The sequence below is a fragment of the Clostridioides sp. ZZV15-6383 genome (assembly GCF_020657735.1).
GTDB lineage: Bacteria > Bacillota > Clostridia > Peptostreptococcales > Peptostreptococcaceae > Clostridioides > Clostridioides difficile_D.
Genome location: NZ_JAGWCV010000032.1, coordinates 23,887 through 42,004, shown reverse-complemented (window position 1 = coordinate 42,004; position 18,118 = coordinate 23,887). Strand labels below are relative to the sequence as shown.

The following is an 18,118-nucleotide window of genomic DNA, read 5'->3' as shown; positions in this document are numbered from 1 at the left end:
GAAAATTATTTTAAAGTTGTGCTTATAAATAGGTCTATTAAGCAAAAGACTATTTTTATAACAGAAAGTGGACAAATATTGTATAAAAGAGCTAAGGAAATATTAAATCTTTTGAATATTACTTATCTTTGTGTTAAAATAAGTAAAATGCACATATTAAAGTTAAGTTTTTAAGTAAATAAATAAAATGAAAATATAAATATTAAGGAGATTTGGTATATGAATGTTTATGAAAATGATAATGGAGTTATACTAGAAGGAGTAACAGATTTTGACCCAGTACATATATTTGAGTGTGGTCAATGTTTTAGATGGCACAAACAAGAAGATGGCTCATACACTGGTGTTGCAAAGGGGAGAATATTAAATGTCAAAAAAGAGAATGATAAAATATATTTAAATAATACAAATTTAAAGGAGTTTAATAGTATTTGGTATAATTACTTTGATTTAGGAACTGATTATACAGAAATAAAGAATAAGCTAAAAAATATGGATGAATATTTAAATAAGGCTACTGAATTTGGATGGGGAATAAGAATATTAAGACAAGATGGATGGGAAATGCTTATATCATTTATAATTTCCTCTAATAATAGAATTCCTATGATACAAAGAGCAATAGAAAATTTATCAAGAAAATTTGGTAAGTATATAGGTGAGTATGAAGGTAATGAATACTATGCATTCCCAACACCAGAAGAGCTGAATAAGGCCTCGCAAGAGGAAATAAGAGCATGTCAAACAGGTTTTAGAGATAAGTACATAAAAAGCACTACACAGGCAGTTATAGAAAATAATGATAAGGTATCTGAATATACAAATTTAAGTACAGATGATTGTAGAAAAGAGCTTTTAAAATTTAATGGAGTAGGACCAAAAGTATGTGATTGTATTGCATTATTTGGAATGCAAAAATATGATTCTTTTCCAGTTGATGTTTGGGTTAAGAGAGTTATGCAAGAATTCTATATAGATGAAGATATGAGTTTACCTAAAATGAGAACTTATGGAATTGATAAATTTAAAGAAATGTCTGGATTTGCTCAACAGTACTTATTTTACTATGCAAGAGAACTCGGTATAGGAAAATAAATTAAGGGGGAGAAATTATGGGAGTAATAGGAACAATATTTCTGTTCTATTTAATTATATCATATCTAGCTGGAGCCATAATTTCTGTGATTATATTGCTTGAAAATAGAGACCCTGCAAAAACCATGTCTTGGTTATTGATGTTTATTATATTTCCGGGTATAGGTTTAATTATATATGCTATTTCAGGTAGAAATATTAGAAAACGAAAATTATTTAAGACTCAAAAACTAGCTAATAATATAAAAGAAAAGAAACTCTTTGATACATTAGAAAAGATAACAGAAATAGTTGAACTAGAAAAGGAATCTATAAAGCAAAATAAGCTTTTAAGAGACGAAGAGGATGGTAGTTATAGAAAAAGGGTAATAAATATGTTGTTGAAGACTGGTATGTTTCCCTTTACTAAAAATAATAAGGTGGATGTATTTGTAGATGGAAATGAAAAGTTTAAAAGACTTATAGAAGATATAAGAGAAGCTAAAGACCATATACATTTAGAGTACTTTATCATCAAAGATAGTGAAATAGGTAGGGTGTTAAAAGAAGAACTTATAAAAAAAGCCAAAGAAGGCGTTAAAATAAGAATTTTATATGATGATGTAGGATGTTGGAGATTTTGGTTTAATAGAAAATTTTTCCGAGAAATGAGAGAAGTAGGTATAGAAATTGCAGCATTTTTACCTACAAAATTTCCTATAATAGGAGGAAAATTAAACTATAGAAATCATAGAAAAATTGTTGTTATTGATGGAATAATTGGATATACAGGTGGAATAAATATAGGAGATGAATATTTAGGAAAAAATGATAAGTTTGGATATTGGAGAGATACTCACATTAGGATTAAAGGTATTTCTGTATACATGCTTCAAATGACATTCTTGATTGACTGGTATTATACAACAAAAGAAGTCTTGGTAACTAAAAATTACTTTCCAAGTGTAGGGAATATTGGTGAAAGTATGATACAGGTTGTTGCAAGTGGTCCAGATAGTGACTGGGAAGATATTCATTATGCTTATTTTTCTGCAATATGCCAAGCTAGACAAAATGTTTATATAGAAACGCCATATTTTATTCCAGATGAAAGCTTATTAAAAGCTATAAAAAGTGCTGCGCTTAGTGGAGTCGATGTGAGGATAATATTTCCAAAAATTGCAGACCATAAGATAGTAAACATAGCATCTTATTCATATTTTGAAGAAATATTAAGAGCAGGTGGCAAAGTTTATTTGTACAATAAAGGGTTTATCCATTCTAAAGTCGTAATAATAGATGATAAAATTGCTTCTGCAGGTACAGCTAATATGGATTTAAGAAGTTTTATGCTTAACTTTGAAGTAAATGCATTTATTTATGATGAAGAAGTTATTAGAGTAATGACAGATGATTTCTTTGAAGATTTAAGTCACTGTGAAGAACTTAATTTGGAGGTATTTAAGAATAGAAATATCATACAAAAAATCAAAGAATCTGTAGCAAGACTATTTTCACCAATATTATAAAAAATTATTAAAAAAGGTATTGAAAATTATGTGTGATTGGTATATTATAATAATTGTTAGCACTCTATTAGATAGAGTGATAATAAATAAAAAGTATATATATAAATCTACATATAAAAGTAGTATTAATCTAAAAATAACTAAAAACATAGGCGAACTAGTCTATACTTAATATTTTAGGAGGCGTTAATAATGAAAATAAGACCATTAGCTGACAGAGTAGTAATCAAAAAAGTAGAAGCAGAAGAAAAAACTGCAAGTGGAATAGTTTTACCAGGAGCAGCTAAAGAGCAACCTCAAATAGCTGAAGTTGTAGAAGTTGGACCAGGTGGAATATTTGAAGGGAAAGAAATAAAGATGGAATTGACAGTAGGAGACAAGGTTATATTCCAAAAATATTCTGGAACAGAAGTTAAGATAGAAGGACAAGAGTATACAATACTAAGACAGAGTGATGTATTAGCTGTTATTGAATAAATATAGAATGAATTTATTAGGAGGCGTTTAAAATGGCTAAAGAAATTAAATTTTCAGAAGAAACAAGAAGAGCTTTAGAAACTGGTGTAAATAAATTAGCAGATACAGTAAAAGTAACATTAGGACCTAAAGGAAGAAATGTTATATTAGATAAAAAATTTGGTTCTCCACTTATAACTAATGATGGTGTAACTATAGCAAAAGAGATAGAGTTAGAAGATAGATTTGAAAATATGGGTGCTCAGTTAGTTAAAGAAGTTGCGACAAAAACTAACGATGTAGCTGGAGATGGTACTACAACTGCTACAGTTTTAGCACAAGCTATAATAAGAGAAGGTTTAAAGAATGTAACAGCAGGGGCTAACCCAATCCTATTAAGAAAAGGAATACAAAAGGCAGTAATACTAGCAGTAGAAGAATTAAAAAATCAATCAAGAATAGTAGAAACACAAGAAGCTATATCTCAGGTTGCTTCTATATCTGCTGGTGATGAAGAAGTTGGAAAATTAATAGCAGAAGCTATGGAAATAGTAGGTAAAGATGGAGTTATAACTGTTGAAGAATCTCAAACTATGAATACTGAATTAGATGCTGTTGAAGGTATGCAATTTGATAGAGGGTTTGTTTCTGCATATATGGTTACAGATGTAGATAAGATGGAAGCAGTTTTAAATGACCCATATATACTAATCACTGATAAAAAAATATCTAACATACAAGAATTGTTACCAATTCTTGAGCAAATAGTTCAACAAGGTAAAAAGTTATTAATAATAGCTGAAGATGTAGAGGGTGAAGCATTATCTACATTAGTAGTTAATAAATTAAGAGGAACATTTGATGTAGTAGCAGTTAAAGCTCCAGGTTTTGGAGATAGAAGAAAAGAAATGCTTCAAGATATAGCAATACTTACAGGTGCTCAAGTAATATCAGAAGAATTAGGTTATGATTTAAAAGAAGCTGATTTATCTATGTTAGGTAGAGCTTCATCTGTTAAAGTAACTAAAGAAAGTACTACAATAGTAGATGGTTCTGGAGATAAAAAAGCTATAGAAGATAGAGTGACTCAAATTAAACATCAAGTAGAACAAACTACTTCAGATTTTGACAGAGAAAAATTAATGGAAAGATTAGCTAAACTTGCTGGAGGAGTAGCTGTTATCAAAGTTGGAGCTGCTACAGAGGTTGAGTTAAAAGAAAGAAAATTAAGAATAGAAGATGCTCTTAATGCAACTAGAGCGGCTGTAGAAGAAGGTATAGTAGCTGGTGGAGGAACTGCTTTTGTTAGTGTCATACCAGCAATAGGAACACTAGTTGAGAGTTTAGAAGGAGAAGTTAAACTAGGTGCTCAAATAGTTAAAAAAGCATTAGAAGAGCCGTTAAGACAAATAGCTATAAATGCTGGTCTTGAAGGTGCTGTAATTGTACAAAATGTTGTTAATGCTGAAGCAGAAACTGGATTTGACGCATTAAATGAAAAATATGTAAATATGATAGAAGCTGGTATAGTTGACCCAACTAAAGTTAGTAGAAGTGCTTTACAAAATGCTGCATCAATAGCAGGTACTTTCTTAACTACTGAAGCTGCTGTTGCTGACCTTCCTGAGAAAGAAGATGCAGGAATGCCAGGAATGGGTGGCGGAATGCCAGGTATGATGTAATTTAAAAAATTTAAAATATAAATTTTAATATAAAGAACTATTTCGACTTAGATTTTAATGTCTAAGTTGAAATAGTTCTTTTATATATATCTAATTTTTTGCGTATTTATAAATCCAATATACATATTCAAATAATTAGTATCTAGATTATAATAATATTTTTAGAGGTGTATTGTTATTTTTTAGGTTATGATGTTAGATACATATTAATTAAGGTATAATTGTTGGTAGAGAATAAATTAAATTTAAAAGGATGCGATAATATGGACTTAAGAAAGTTGCTTGAACAGGTTAAAAATGAAAATATTGATATAGATTTTGCATTAGAGAAATTAAAAGATTTGCCCTATGAAGACCTTGGATATGCAAACATAGACCATCATAGAGAATTAAGAAATGGATACCCAGAGGTTATTTATTGTGAAGGTAAGAGTGATGAGCATATTTTAGGGATTGTTGATAAAATGAATCAAAAAGGTTCTAACATATTGGGGACAAGATGTAGAAAAGAAACATTTCTAAAAATTAAAGAAATCTATAGTCATGCTGAGTATGAAGAATTATCTAAAATTCTAAAGATTCAAAATCATGATGTAGAGAATATAGGAAAAGGTAAAATTGTGATTGTTACAGGGGGAACTTCTGATATACCAGTAGCAGATGAAGCCTATCATACAGCTAAATTTTTAGGCAATGATGTTGATAGAATATATGATGTTGGAGTGGCAGGTATACATAGGCTTTTAAATAAAAGACATAAAATAGATAGTGCCAGAGTAATAGTAGCTGTTGCAGGAATGGAAGGTGCTCTTGCAAGTGTAGTTGGTGGATTGGTTGACGTTCCAGTAATAGCTGTTCCAACTTCTGTTGGATATGGGGCGAATTTTGGAGGGTTAGCAGCATTGTTAGCTATGCTAAATAGTTGTGCATCTGGAATATCTGTTGTAAATATTGACAATGGATTTGGAGCAGGATATTTAGCAGCAATGATAAATAAGCTGTAAATACATTGATATAAATTAAACATAAATTATATAATAAAATCTAATTTCTATTATATTTTTACTATTAAAATTGAGGAGACGTATATGAGTGAAAAAATACTTTATTTTGATATAATAAGCGGTATATCAGGGGATATGACCCTTGCGAGTTTATTAAATTTAGGTGTACCTAAGGAAATTTTTTTGGAGGAAATTCATAAACTAATAATGAGTGATGAATTTAACATAAACATCAGCTCAAAGAATGAGAATGGAATAGTAGGGACAAAAGTAGAAGTAATTACAAAAGAAACACATGCACACAGAAACTTAGTTGATATATTTGAAATTATAGATGAGAGTAATCTAAATGAAAATGTAAAATCTAAATCAAAAAAAATATTTATGGTAGTTGGGGAAGCAGAAGCAAAAGTTCATGGAACTACAATAGATAAGATACATTTTCATGAGGTAGGGGCTATAGATTCAATTGTAGATATAGTAGGAGCTTGTATATTAGTTGATTTACTTTGTGTAGATAAAGTTTGTGCTAGTACAGTGTCTGTTGGTTCAGGATTTGTAAAATGTGAACATGGAATTATACCTATACCTGCACCTGCAACTATGGAAATTTTAAAAGGTGTACCAATTAAATTAAACAATGTAAAAGGAGAATGTACAACCCCAACAGGAGCTGCAATCATAAAAGTCTTGTGTGATGAGTTTGTGGATGAGTTTGAATTTTCTCCAAAACAAATTGGATATGGAATAGGTCATAAGAAGTTTGAAGTACCAAATATGCTAAGAACTGTATTAGGTGAAAAAAAAAAGAAGAATTAATTTATGAAATTAGTGCAAATATTGATGATATGTCTTCAGAAATCTATTCTTATTTGTATGAAAAAATATTAGATGAGAAAGCATTAGATATTTATACAGAGAGTATTTATATGAAGAAGAATAGACCTGCAACAAAAGTATCAATTTTATGTAATAAATCAGATTTAGAAAAATTTATTAAAATATTACTTTTAGAAACTAGCACTTTTGGAGTGCGATATAATGTGTATAATAGAGAGATTCTAGATAGAAAATTTGTAAAATTGGATACAAAATATGGTGTGGTTACAGTGAAATTAGGGTATTATAAAGATGAACTAGTTAAGGCTACTCCAGAATATAATGAATGTAAAACTATAGCAAAAAATGAAGATATTCCTATAAAAAAAGTGTTTGCTGATATAAATTTTAGAATAAAAGAAGAATTTAGTGAAAACTTATTGACATAAGTAATAAATTTTGATAAATTAATATTCAGCCTTATTAAATAAAAGCAAACAGAAAAAAATATATAAAATATAAACTCACTCGTATATGCTCAGAAATATGGTCTGAGAGTCTCTACCAAGATACCGTAAATATCTTGACTATGAGTGAAATTATTATACCAAAAGACCTAGTTAAGTAAATGTGTAGGCCGAGTTATACTCCCTATGTGTTGGCTATAAGATAGAGGTATTTTGGAAGCCTGTATAGTAATTTCACTTTTGTTAGAAATTATGGAAGTTACTATACAGGTTTTTTGTGTAAAAAGATTTAATATAATTTAGACTGTCTTGTGTTAAAATAAATATATAAAAACTATATTATACAAGGAGAGATGTGAATTTATGAAACATGAATTAGTACTTGTAATAGATTTTGGAGGACAATATAATCAGTTGATAGCTAGAAGAGTTAGAGAAAACAATGTATATTGTGAAATACTTCCATGTACTGCAAGCATAGAAAGAATAAAAGAAAAAAATCCTAAAGGGATAATATTTACAGGTGGACCAAATAGTGCGTATTTAGAAGATTCTCCAACAATTTCAAAAGAAATATTTGAACTAGGAGTTCCAATACTTGGAATATGCTATGGTATTCAAATAATGTCTCATGTATTGGGTGGAGTTGTAAGAAAAGGTAATAAACAAGAAAAAGAATATGGAAAAACAGCTATAACTTATGGAAAATCATCATTATTTGAAGGTATAACTACAAATAGTGTATGGATGAGCCATACAGATTTAATAGAAAAAGTTCCAGAAGGATTTACTATAGTTGCAAATACTAATGATTGTCCAGTAGCAGCTATGGAAAATGTAGAACGAAACTTATATGGAGTTCAATTCCATCCAGAAGTAGAACACTGTTTAGAAGGGGACAAGATACTTACAAACTTCTTATATAATATTTGTAAAGTAAAAGGTGACTGGACTACAGATTCATTCATAGAAGATAAAATAAAAGAATTGAAAGAAAAAATAGGCGATAAAAAAGCTCTATGTGCTTTAAGTGGAGGAGTTGATTCTTCTGTTGCCGCAGTTCTTATTCATAAAGCAATTGGGGACAACTTAACTTGTATATTTGTTGACCATGGATTACTTAGAAAAAATGAAGGAAATGATGTAGAAAGAATATTTAGAGAGAAATTTGATATAAATTTAATAAGAGTTAATGCAGAAGATAGATTCTTATCTAAATTAAAAGGAGTTTCTGAACCAGAGGCTAAGAGAAAAATAATAGGTGAAGAATTTATAAGAGTATTTGAAGAAGAATCAAATAAATTAGGAAAAATGGATTTCTTAGTTCAAGGAACAATCTATCCAGATGTTATAGAAAGTGGACATGGAAATGCTGCTACTATAAAATCTCATCATAATGTTGGTGGAATTCCAGAAGATGTAGACTTCCAAGAAATTGTCGAACCATTAAGAGAGTTATTTAAAGATGAAGTTAGAAAAATAGGATTAGAGCTTGGTATAGAAGAAGGATTAATATTTAGACATCCTTTCCCAGGACCAGGTCTAGGAATAAGAGTTATAGGTGATGTAACTAAAGAAAAATGTGATATATTAAGAGAAGCTGATGCTGTTTATATGGACGAGCTTAGAAAAGCAGGTCTATATAGAGAAATATGGCAAGCTTTTGCAACATTACCAGATGTTAAGACTGTTGGAGTTATGGGTGACGAAAGAACATATGCTTATCTAGTTGGTTTAAGAGCAGTTACTTCTTCTGATGGAATGACTTCTGACTGGTATAAGATGCCTTATGATGTATTAGAAAGAATTTCTAATAGAATAATAAATGAAGTTGATGGAGTAAATAGAGTAGTTTATGATATAACTTCTAAGCCACCTGGTACTATTGAGTGGGAGTAATAAGTATATAAAAATATTAAAATTAGAACAAAGATTCATAATAAAAAAGAGCAAAGCAAGTTATTTGCTTATACTATTATAGATAAATTTAATGATAAAGTAGACAAGCTTTTATAAATATTAATGTACAGAATAGTAACTGGATGATATGTAAAATATACTTATAAGTAAAGAATAGATAATATTAAAAATGATTCTAAGTAAAATAGAATAAGAAAAAGACTAGAGATTGAGTTTTCTAGTCTTTTTCTTATTTTTGTGATAATTTTATGTCTATGAAATATCTTGATGACTTTTATATATTAATATAGTAATATATAAGAGAATTTAGTAGTCAATGATACTAAATCAAATATTTGTAGAAGATGGAGGAATTATGAAAAATAAAATAATTATAGGAATTACTTTTTTATTTACATTACTAATGTTTGGATGTGTTTCAAAACAAACAGCAGAAATAAATGTATTAGCAAATACTGATTTACATGGAGTTATACCTTATGAGTTAATTTCTTATGTAAAAGAAGAAAGAAAAAAAGATAAAAATCTAACTTTAGTAGATGCAGGAGATTTTTTCGATTAAAAAATAGCTACATACACTCGTAACTTTAGTCATGAGTTAGTGGCTAAAATAGTCAGCATATAGGGAAACTTATATGTAGAGATAGGATAGAACCTATCCAATACTACTTGAATTGCTAAAAAACCCTAAAGCTAACCAAACTAAAACATAAAGATGAAATAAACCTAAGTGTGAAAGCTACGAAAGTAGAAAAAATTGGTTAGATGGTATAAGGTTAAACCCCTAAGTACTTTAAAATGAGCAATCAGCAGGTAAGCTCTAAATAGGAGAAACTTCAACGACTATTCCTCTTGAGGGAAGTACACTACAAGTTATCGGTAGTGGAAGTGGGTAGACCTTAACGGATAATGCCAAAGGATAAGATATAGTCTGTGCTTGCATGAAAGTGTAAGAAGTTCATAAGAGAACTGCATAGGTAGTAGCCAATAAATTTTATCTAGATAATATAATATCTGAATGCCCCCTGTGGTTCTATACTTTCCCAAAAACATATATCAGCTTCTCCACTTTTTAAAATATCCATAGCTGAATTAGCGCTTTCAACATGGACATTCACTTTAAGAGATGGAAATGAGTTTTTTAATCCATTAAATTCTATCATTTTACAGATTGCAAAGCAACCGGTATACTAAATAATATGAAGCAGAAAGAAGGAGGAAGATTTTGAAGCAAAGCAAAAAAACATATTTTTGGCTTTTAATTATCAACTTGTTTATTAGCACATTTACTTTTGGTGGAGGGTATGTAGTTGTACCTATGATTAGACGTTACTTTGTAAAGCAAAAGAAATTTTTTACAGAAGACGATTTAGTGAGTATGGCAGCAGTGGCTCAGTCAACTCCTGGAGCAATTGCAATCAATTTATCTGCTTTAGCAGGTTATCGAGTAGCTGGTACTTTGGGGGCTGTCATTAGTTGTATATCTGCTATAATACCTCCACTTGTTATTCTTGGATTAGTATCAGCATTTTACACAACTTTTATATCTAGTGCTATTGTTGCTGCAGTATTAAAAGGAATGCAAGCTGGTGTTGCCGCACTAATTGTGGATTTGATTATTGACATGTGTTCTATGATACTAAAAGAACGTTCTTTATTTTTATCAGCTATGATACCTATTGCTTTCTTTGCAAACTTTGTGATGGGCATAAATGTAGCTCTTATATTAATTGTTTGTTGCTTTTTTTGTGTAGTGCGAGTATTCTGCAAAAAGAGGGAGGATAAATGAATACAATTTGGAACTTATTTTTTATATTTTTAAAAATAGGCTTGCTTAGTATTGGTGGTGGTTATGCAATTATACCTTTAATTCAAGAGCAAGTAGTAAATCAAACTGGATGGATAAGTGAAAAAATTTTTACAGATATTATAACTATTTCGCAAATGACACCAGGACCACTAGCTGTTAATACTTCTACTTTTGTTGGGCTTCAAATTGGAGGTTTTTGGGGAGCAGTTGCAGCTACCTTAGGTTGTGTATTGTGTGGTGTAGTCATATCTCTATTTTTATATAATTTTTTTCAAAAGAACCATAACTCTACTTATATATTTGAGATATTAAATGGTCTAAAATCAGCTTCATTAGGTCTAATTATCTCAGCTGCGGCTACAATTATAATCCTTGCATTGTTTGGGACAAGTACAGTGTATTTCAATTCTATATTTAAGACATTAGATTGGATTGCACTAATAATATTTTTCATTATGCTACTTATAGTACGTAAGTGGAAAATTAATCCCATTGTTATTATGCTAATAAGTGGTATATTGGGAATGTTTTTTTATTTATAAATTGTTGGTAAGTAAATGATATCTATTTTTTATATCTTAGACCCAAATAGCCAATAAAGTAAGGCTATTTGGATATTTAAGAAACTCTGAAAAGATAATCAAAAACCTATACAATATTTAAATTACATTATTGATTTTCTACAAACCAATCATAAGCTTTTTTACAAAATTTCTCACTATCTAGATAGTAACTATTATGAACGTTATTAATTTAAACAAGCTTCTTTTTACATTTTAATGAATTATAATAGCTATCAAAATATTGGGTTTTAAAATATCTATCATGAAGTGTTTTAAAGACAAGAGTAGGTATGCTAACTCCCTTTTTTATTTTACTATCTTGTGCAATAAAGCATTCCAACATTGTATTAATTATTTTTGTACTATTTTTCCAAATATGAGGATTTTCCTTTCTTTATTATAAAAATATAATAATTTTTAGGCTCTATTTTATAGATTAGTCATATTTTATCACAGTCATATATTAAAGTTAATTCTTTTATTATATGACTATTGTAATACTTTTGCCTTTATATAAAATTCCCAGTAATACTATTTGGATTTATTCTTATTTCATCAGGAGTTCCAGAAGCGACAATTTCTCCTCCATTTATTCCACTATCTGGACCTATATCTATAACCCAATCAGAAGCACGTATAACTTCTGTATTGTGTTCAATAATTAAAAGTGAATGTTGTTCATTTACAAGTTTTCTAAAAGTAATTAGCAGATTCTCTATATCTCTAAAATGAAGTCCAGTAGTAGGTTCATCTAATATGTATAACATTCTTTTTTTAGTTTTTGTTCCCAATTCTTTTGCTAATTTTAACCTTTGAGATTCTCCTCCACTTAATCCTAATGTATTTTGACCCAGTTTTAGATAGCCAAGTCCCACTTCATCTAATAGAGAGAGTTTTCTATATATATCAGAGCAATCACTAAAAAATGCTTTTGCTTCTGTTACTTCCATGTCAAGTATATCTGCAATTGTTTTTCCTTTGTATTGTACAGACAGTACTTCTTTTTGGTATCTCTTACCTTGGCATTCGCTACAAGTTACCCACTGGTCTGCCATATATTGTAGAATAATTGTTGTTTTGCCTAATCCTTGACAGTTTGTGCATTGACCTTTTTTACTATTAAAACTAAAATGACTTTCATCCAATAATTGTTGTTTTGCTTGTGAAGTTTCAGCAAATAGAGAACGAATTTCATCAAAGATATTGATATAAGTAGCAGGTGTAGAACGACTAGATTTTCCAATAGGTGTTTGGTCCATTAAGATAAAATCATCAATAATATCAAATCCAGTAAGTTCGGTATAATTTTTATTTGGGATAGATTTTTGGTTTAATTTTTCTTCTAGAGCAGGAAGTAAACTGTGAAATACAAGAGAACTCTTACCCGAACCACTAACACCTGTAATAGAGCACATACAGTTTAAAGGAATTTGTACATTAATATTTTTTAAATTATTTGCATGACATCCCTTTAAGTTTAGCCATTTACTTGGTTTAATTTTATTTTGTGAACTTATTTTATTGGATGTACTTAGATATTTGCCTGTTATAGAATTTGGATTTTCTATAATTTCTTGAGTCGTACCTTCTGCAATAATGAATCCTCCTTTTGTACCAGCGTTTGGCCCTACATCAATAATATAATCAGCAGCTAGTATTGTATCCCTATCATGTTCCACGACTATAACAGTATTACCCTTATCTCTTAGCTCTTCTATCGTTTTGATGATTAAATTATGGTCTCTTGGATGTAAACCAATAGATGGTTCATCTAGAATATAGGTTAATCCGATCAATTCGCTTCCTAGCTGACTTGACAATCGTACTCTCTGTAGTTCTCCTCCAGATAAAGTTGGAGCTGTTCTGTCTGTTGATAGATAGCTAAGACCTACTTTTAATAGATAACTAACTCGAATTTTTAATTCTGTTAAGATATCATTTACTAAAGATAGCTCATTTTGTTGAAGTTGATTTGGTAATTCACATAACCAATTCCATAACTGTTCTATTGTCATTTTTGTTAGTTCAGGGAAGCGATAACCTTTGATTGTAGTGAATCTAGCCTCAATACATAGCAATTCACCACCACATGTATGGCAAGGAATTTTGTTCATATATTGATGCAAAGTATTATTTTGAGAACTGGATTCTCTAAAGAGTCTTTGAATGTGATTGATTGCCCCTGAGGCAGGTCTTTTAATTTTTGATTCCCGACCTTTTGATTCAAAGCTAAACTCATATATCTTATCACCTGTACCATATAAGATTGAATCTATAAAATTTCTTGGTAATTGATTCCAAGGTATATCTAGGTCGATATTTTTATCTTTTGCTATTGCATATAATTCACCTACCATCCAATTACCATTTGGCTTTTTCCCCCTCAATTTTCCAAAGTAGTAAGTGGCTCCATCTAATATTGAAATAGTTGGGTCTTTTACAATTAATTGAGGATTAACTTGATAGGTAAAACCCAATCCATTGCAATCATGACAAGCTCCAGTATGGGAATTAGCATTGAAGGTTGAAGTATTTATCTTAGAAAAAATAGTTTGGCAATGTGGGCAATAATTTTTTGTAGTATTCTTTTTTTCTAATGGAATTTTGCAATATGGACAGTAACTTTTTCCAATTGATACAAACAACATTCTTAAGTAATCCCAAATGCTTGTAAGAGTACCAACCGTAGAACGAGGATTTTGGCTTCCTTTTTTCTGTTCAATAGCTACAGTAGGAGTTAATCCTTGAAGTAAATCGAATTCAGGTTTTTGAAGTTGTTCTGAAAGTTTTGCTCCATTACTTAGGTTTTCAAAATAACGTCTTTTCCCTTCTTCATAAATCGTATCGAAAGCTAAAGAGGATTTTCCACTACCACTTACACCTGTAATCACGGTTATTTGATTCTTTGGAATTGTAACCTCAACATCTTTTAAGTTATTTTGCCTTCCTCCTTTTAAATAGATAGAACCTTTATTGTGACAAAGTGAATTTTTAATTGGTTTATTTATTGATTTGGTAAATTTGAATTTCTTTTCTAGTTCAAGAGGATTACCGAATTCTTTTGTTTCCAAAATGCCTAATATTTTTAACTGAGAAAAGATTGATGTCAAATAATCTTTAGGCAATTTTTCTATTAACAAATTGAGGTTTTCTATTTTTATATTGCCACTTGATAATATCTCTGCCATTTCATCTAACAAATTTTTTTCTACTCTTGTTAATTGATTGTATTTTTTAGAACTTAATTCTGTCCATAAATCCCATGGAAGCAATTCCAAACCAATCATATTATTAAAGTCATGTAGAAGATTACCCTTTATGGAGTGCCAACCTTTCCAATTTTTATTATATCCAAAGTCATCTGGGTGAGTATGACCTTGTCGACAACTTATCCAGGCTTCTGAGCCAGTTAAAAAACCATTTATTTTTTTGACATCATGAGTGTCAAAATCAATTTGAAAATAGTTTTTTTGTATGTTATCTATTTGCGAATCTATTTTTACCCATATTTTTGTTATAGGATTATAGTATTCTACGAGCCAGTGGTCTTCGTAAGGAAGCTCACTTTCAAAATAATTAGCAAAGCCTGCTCTTATCCTAGCTTCAAAACCTCGATACCTTAGGAAAGATACAAGAAGTAAAGAGTAGTCTCTGCACATACCAACTAATCTCTGTTTTGGCTTTCTTGGGATAGTTAGTGAGTTAGAATCTATTTCAAAGATTTTTTTTAACATTTGAGGAATTGTACGAAGTAATTCTTCATCGGCTTGTTGCTTATTAAAGGCTATACCATATAGTTTTCCTTGGTCTCCATGAATTATTAGATTTTGGACTACTTTTAATAATTCTACTGGAGTATTTGGTAAATTTTGATATTCATTTTCAAATATTTTGGGGTTTGTAATAATACTTTGTTTTTTATAATTGTTTATTTTCATTTAGTGTTCACCTCTCTAATTGCATGATATACCCTAACACGGTGTCAGATTCAAGGGCAATTTAAATTTTTTGAATATGAGGATTAATTTTCATACAAAGATGGTTTGTTTTATACTTATTGGTAAAAATGATTTATATATAGTAGGAGCTTAAGATGGCAGGCATTAGTGTTTTTAATCAATAAACGTTAGAAATTGTATATCATATAATTGATTAATAAAGCTATTATCTATGAACTATTAATGAAATATTAAGGTGCTATTCTTGAATATTAAGAAATAGAATACTATAATATAGTGTAAATGGATTTTTAGTAATTAAATTCATAAGTGCTAATATACATTTTAAAAAATAGGTTTATAATTTGGAGGACAAAAAATGAAATTATCAAGGTATAAGAAAAATAGTTTAGTTCTGTCTATAATTTTATGTTCACTTATTATTTCAATCCTTGTAATTACTATTTTCAATACTGTAAAACTGCACAATATATCTAATAAACAAACTAAAAACTATTTAAATGATGTATCTACACAAATTGTAATGAATGTTGATTCTAAAATCAAATTTATCTTATCGGACTTAAGATTAATGGCAGATTTTATTAAGCAATATGAAGGGGATAGCCGATATGAGTACTTATCTAAAAGAAAGACTAGTTATAAATATTATGATATTGGAATAATTGATTTAGGAGGAAAGGCTAAGTTTTTAAGTGGAAAAGAGTTTGACTTAAAGAATACTGTTTCATATAAAAAAGGAACAGAAGGTAAAGAGTATTCAGAGGTAATAGAGTCGCTAGGAGTCGTTCTTTATAGTGTACCAATATTTGATGATAATCATGAAGTGTCTAGCATTTTAATAGGTGTTTCTAACAAAGAAGGCATGAATGATATTCTTAATATAGATAACTTTAATGGAGAAGGGACTATTGAAATTATTAATAGTAAGGGAAAAACTCTTTTCATAGGTAAAAATAGTGAACTAATAAAGAATCTTAGTTACAAATATAAAGATTCTAGAGAGGAGCCTTGGGCTCAAAAGATGCTTAATGATTTTAAAAACGAAAAATCAGGGAATATCACAATAATCTCATCAAAAGATATAAAATGCTTATTGAGTTATTATCCAATTACAAAAGGTCTAAATGATTGGTATTTTGTTCTTATAGTGCCTGAAGACGCTGTACTTGGTGAACTTAATAAGTTAAACTCTTTTACAATAATAATGACACTTATAATTACATGTATTATTGGAATTATAACATGGCTTTTATATACGATAAGAAGAAAACATTTAAATCAAATAGAAAATATTGCGTATTTAGATAGTGTAACAAATGGTATCAACTCAACTAAATTTAGTATGTTAGTCAAACCTTTAATTTCAGAATCACCTGATAGTACTTATGTGATGATAGCAATAAATATAAAGGGTTTTAAGCTAATAAATGATTGTTTTGGAAGTGAAAAAGGAAATATGACACTTAAACATATTTATAATGTTTTGTCTAAAAATATTGATGAAAATGAAGAATTTATATGCCGTCATGATGCAGACCTTTTTTATTTGTTTATTAAGAATAGACCAGTGTTAGAAGTCTTAGAGTTATTATACAAAATAGAAGCTGATATAAATTATTTTAATAAAAATAAAGAAAATCCATACTTTTTAAGAGTATCAGTAGGTATTTACACAATTGAAAATCATAATGAAGATTTAATCACAATACAAGACCATGCAAATACAGCAAGAAAAAGCTTTAATAAAGCTCATCAAAGTGATTTTTCTTTTTATAGTGATATAGAAAGGAAACGATTAATATCTGAAAAGGAAATTTCGAACTTAATGGAAAAAGCCCTTGAAGATAAAGACTTTTTTATATGTTTACAACCCAAAATTGATATAAAAAGTGGAAAAATTAGTGGAGCAGAGGCTCTTGTACGTTGGAAAAATCCAGAAAAGGGCATAATTTATCCAAGTGATTTTATTCCTCTTTTTGAGAAAAGTGGTTTTATATGTAAATTAGACTTATATGTACTTGAAGAAACATGTAAATTGATTTCTAAATGGATAAAAAAAGGTAAAGAAATGCTGAGAATTTCTGTTAATGTATCAAGACAACATTTAAATGATAAGTCGTTTTTAGAAAAATATGAACTTATATGTAATAAATACAATGTACCAACATATCTAATAGATTTAGAACTTACAGAATCTATTTTCTTGGAAAATCCAGAATCTATAGATGTAATAGATGATATTCATTCTAAGGGATTTAAGTGTTCTATAGACGATTTTGGATTTGGATACTCATCATTAGGAATATTAAAGGCTTTTAAAGTTGATATAATTAAATTAGACCGTTCATTTTTTGTAAGCAGAAATAATATAGACCGTGGGAAGATAGTTATTGAGTCTATTATTGAACTTAGCAAAAGACTGGGTATGAAGGTAATTGCTGAAGGAATTGAAGAATTAGAACAAGTTGAGTTTCTAAAAAATGTAGGATGTGATTATATTCAAGGTTATGTTTTTTCTAAACCACTATTAATTTCTGAATTTGAAGAGTTCGCATATTTAGATAATAAAATAAAAAATTTAAAAGTATCTAATAATTAAATATACAAAATAAAAAATTTAGGCAGGTTATATAACTGAAAATATAACTTGTCTTTTTTATTTGGATATCTACTAAAAAATGCAGTTACAGATTTTGTAAAAACAATTTTCAAATGTTGTAAGTTGTGGCTAAAGCTTTATTGTATTATTCTGAATATAGAAAGATAGTTACTGTTTTAGACATAAAAAAACTAAAAGATACAGAATAATATAAAATTTGTGATGTTGATAAC

The 18,118-nt window shown here is 29.1% G+C and carries 12 protein-coding genes, 1 pseudogene and 1 riboswitch; of the genes and pseudogenes, 11 read left to right on the top strand and 2 right to left on the bottom strand.

Going from position 1 to position 18,118, the window contains the following annotated elements:
* The first annotated feature begins 219 nt into the window (after positions 1-219).
* From KGF42_RS12425 to KGF42_RS12390, 8 genes and pseudogenes are all read left to right on the top strand, one after another.
* A complete protein-coding gene (locus KGF42_RS12425) occupies positions 220-1,095 on the top strand; it encodes a DNA glycosylase (RefSeq protein ID WP_227822766.1) in 876 nt (291 codons plus the stop codon).
* A 17-nt stretch (positions 1,096-1,112) separates the two neighbouring features.
* Positions 1,113-2,603, top strand: a complete 1,491-nt coding sequence (gene cls, locus KGF42_RS12420) for a cardiolipin synthase (protein ID WP_227822767.1) — start codon at positions 1,113-1,115, stop codon at positions 2,601-2,603.
* A gap of 192 nt (positions 2,604-2,795) precedes the next feature.
* Positions 2,796-3,080, top strand: a complete 285-nt coding sequence (gene groES, locus KGF42_RS12415; RefSeq protein ID WP_227822768.1) for a co-chaperone GroES — start codon at positions 2,796-2,798, stop codon at positions 3,078-3,080.
* A gap of 32 nt (positions 3,081-3,112) precedes the next feature.
* Positions 3,113-4,741 (top strand): chaperonin GroEL, encoded by a 1,629-nt coding sequence (groL, locus tag KGF42_RS12410; RefSeq protein WP_227822769.1) that lies wholly within the window; start codon positions 3,113-3,115, stop codon positions 4,739-4,741.
* Between the two features lie 263 nt (positions 4,742-5,004).
* Entirely contained in the window at positions 5,005-5,745 is a 741-nt protein-coding gene (larB, locus tag KGF42_RS12405; protein ID WP_227822770.1) for a nickel pincer cofactor biosynthesis protein LarB, read from the top strand.
* Positions 5,746-5,829: 84 nt separating this feature from the next.
* Positions 5,830-7,013: pseudogene (larC, locus tag KGF42_RS12400) on the top strand (nickel pincer cofactor biosynthesis protein LarC).
* A 59-nt stretch (positions 7,014-7,072) separates the two neighbouring features.
* Positions 7,073-7,174: riboswitch (purine riboswitch) on the top strand.
* Positions 7,175-7,394: 220 nt separating this feature from the next.
* On the top strand, positions 7,395-8,930 hold the full coding sequence (guaA, locus tag KGF42_RS12395; protein ID WP_003425341.1) for a glutamine-hydrolyzing GMP synthase: 1,536 nt from the start codon (positions 7,395-7,397) through the stop codon (positions 8,928-8,930).
* Positions 8,931-9,306: 376 nt separating this feature from the next.
* Positions 9,307-9,513, top strand: a complete 207-nt coding sequence (locus tag KGF42_RS12390) for a hypothetical protein (protein WP_227826428.1) — start codon at positions 9,307-9,309, stop codon at positions 9,511-9,513.
* A gap of 436 nt (positions 9,514-9,949) precedes the next feature.
* Here the strand turns inward: KGF42_RS12390 and KGF42_RS12385 are convergent, their stop codons facing one another.
* Positions 9,950-10,114 (bottom strand): hypothetical protein, encoded by a 165-nt coding sequence (locus KGF42_RS12385; RefSeq protein ID WP_227821333.1) that lies wholly within the window; start codon positions 10,112-10,114, stop codon positions 9,950-9,952.
* Positions 10,115-10,176: 62 nt separating this feature from the next.
* Between KGF42_RS12385 and KGF42_RS12380 the strand changes: the two genes are divergently transcribed.
* Positions 10,177-10,740: a chromate transporter gene (locus KGF42_RS12380; RefSeq protein ID WP_227821332.1), complete on the top strand. Its 564-nt coding sequence runs from the start codon at positions 10,177-10,179 to the stop codon at positions 10,738-10,740.
* Entirely contained in the window at positions 10,737-11,303 is a 567-nt protein-coding gene (locus tag KGF42_RS12375; protein ID WP_227821331.1) for a chromate transporter, read from the top strand. Before KGF42_RS12380 ends, KGF42_RS12375 begins: the two co-directional genes overlap by 4 nt.
* A gap of 530 nt (positions 11,304-11,833) precedes the next feature.
* Here the strand turns inward: KGF42_RS12375 and uvrA are convergent.
* Positions 11,834-15,262, bottom strand: a complete 3,429-nt coding sequence (uvrA, locus tag KGF42_RS12370; protein ID WP_227826427.1) for an excinuclease ABC subunit UvrA — start codon at positions 15,260-15,262, stop codon at positions 11,834-11,836.
* Positions 15,263-15,641: 379 nt separating this feature from the next.
* On the opposite strand from uvrA, the gene KGF42_RS12365 reads away from it, so the two are divergent.
* Positions 15,642-17,885: a GGDEF domain-containing protein gene (locus KGF42_RS12365; RefSeq protein WP_227821327.1), complete on the top strand. Its 2,244-nt coding sequence runs from the start codon at positions 15,642-15,644 to the stop codon at positions 17,883-17,885.
* Positions 17,886-18,118 lie beyond the last annotated feature (233 nt).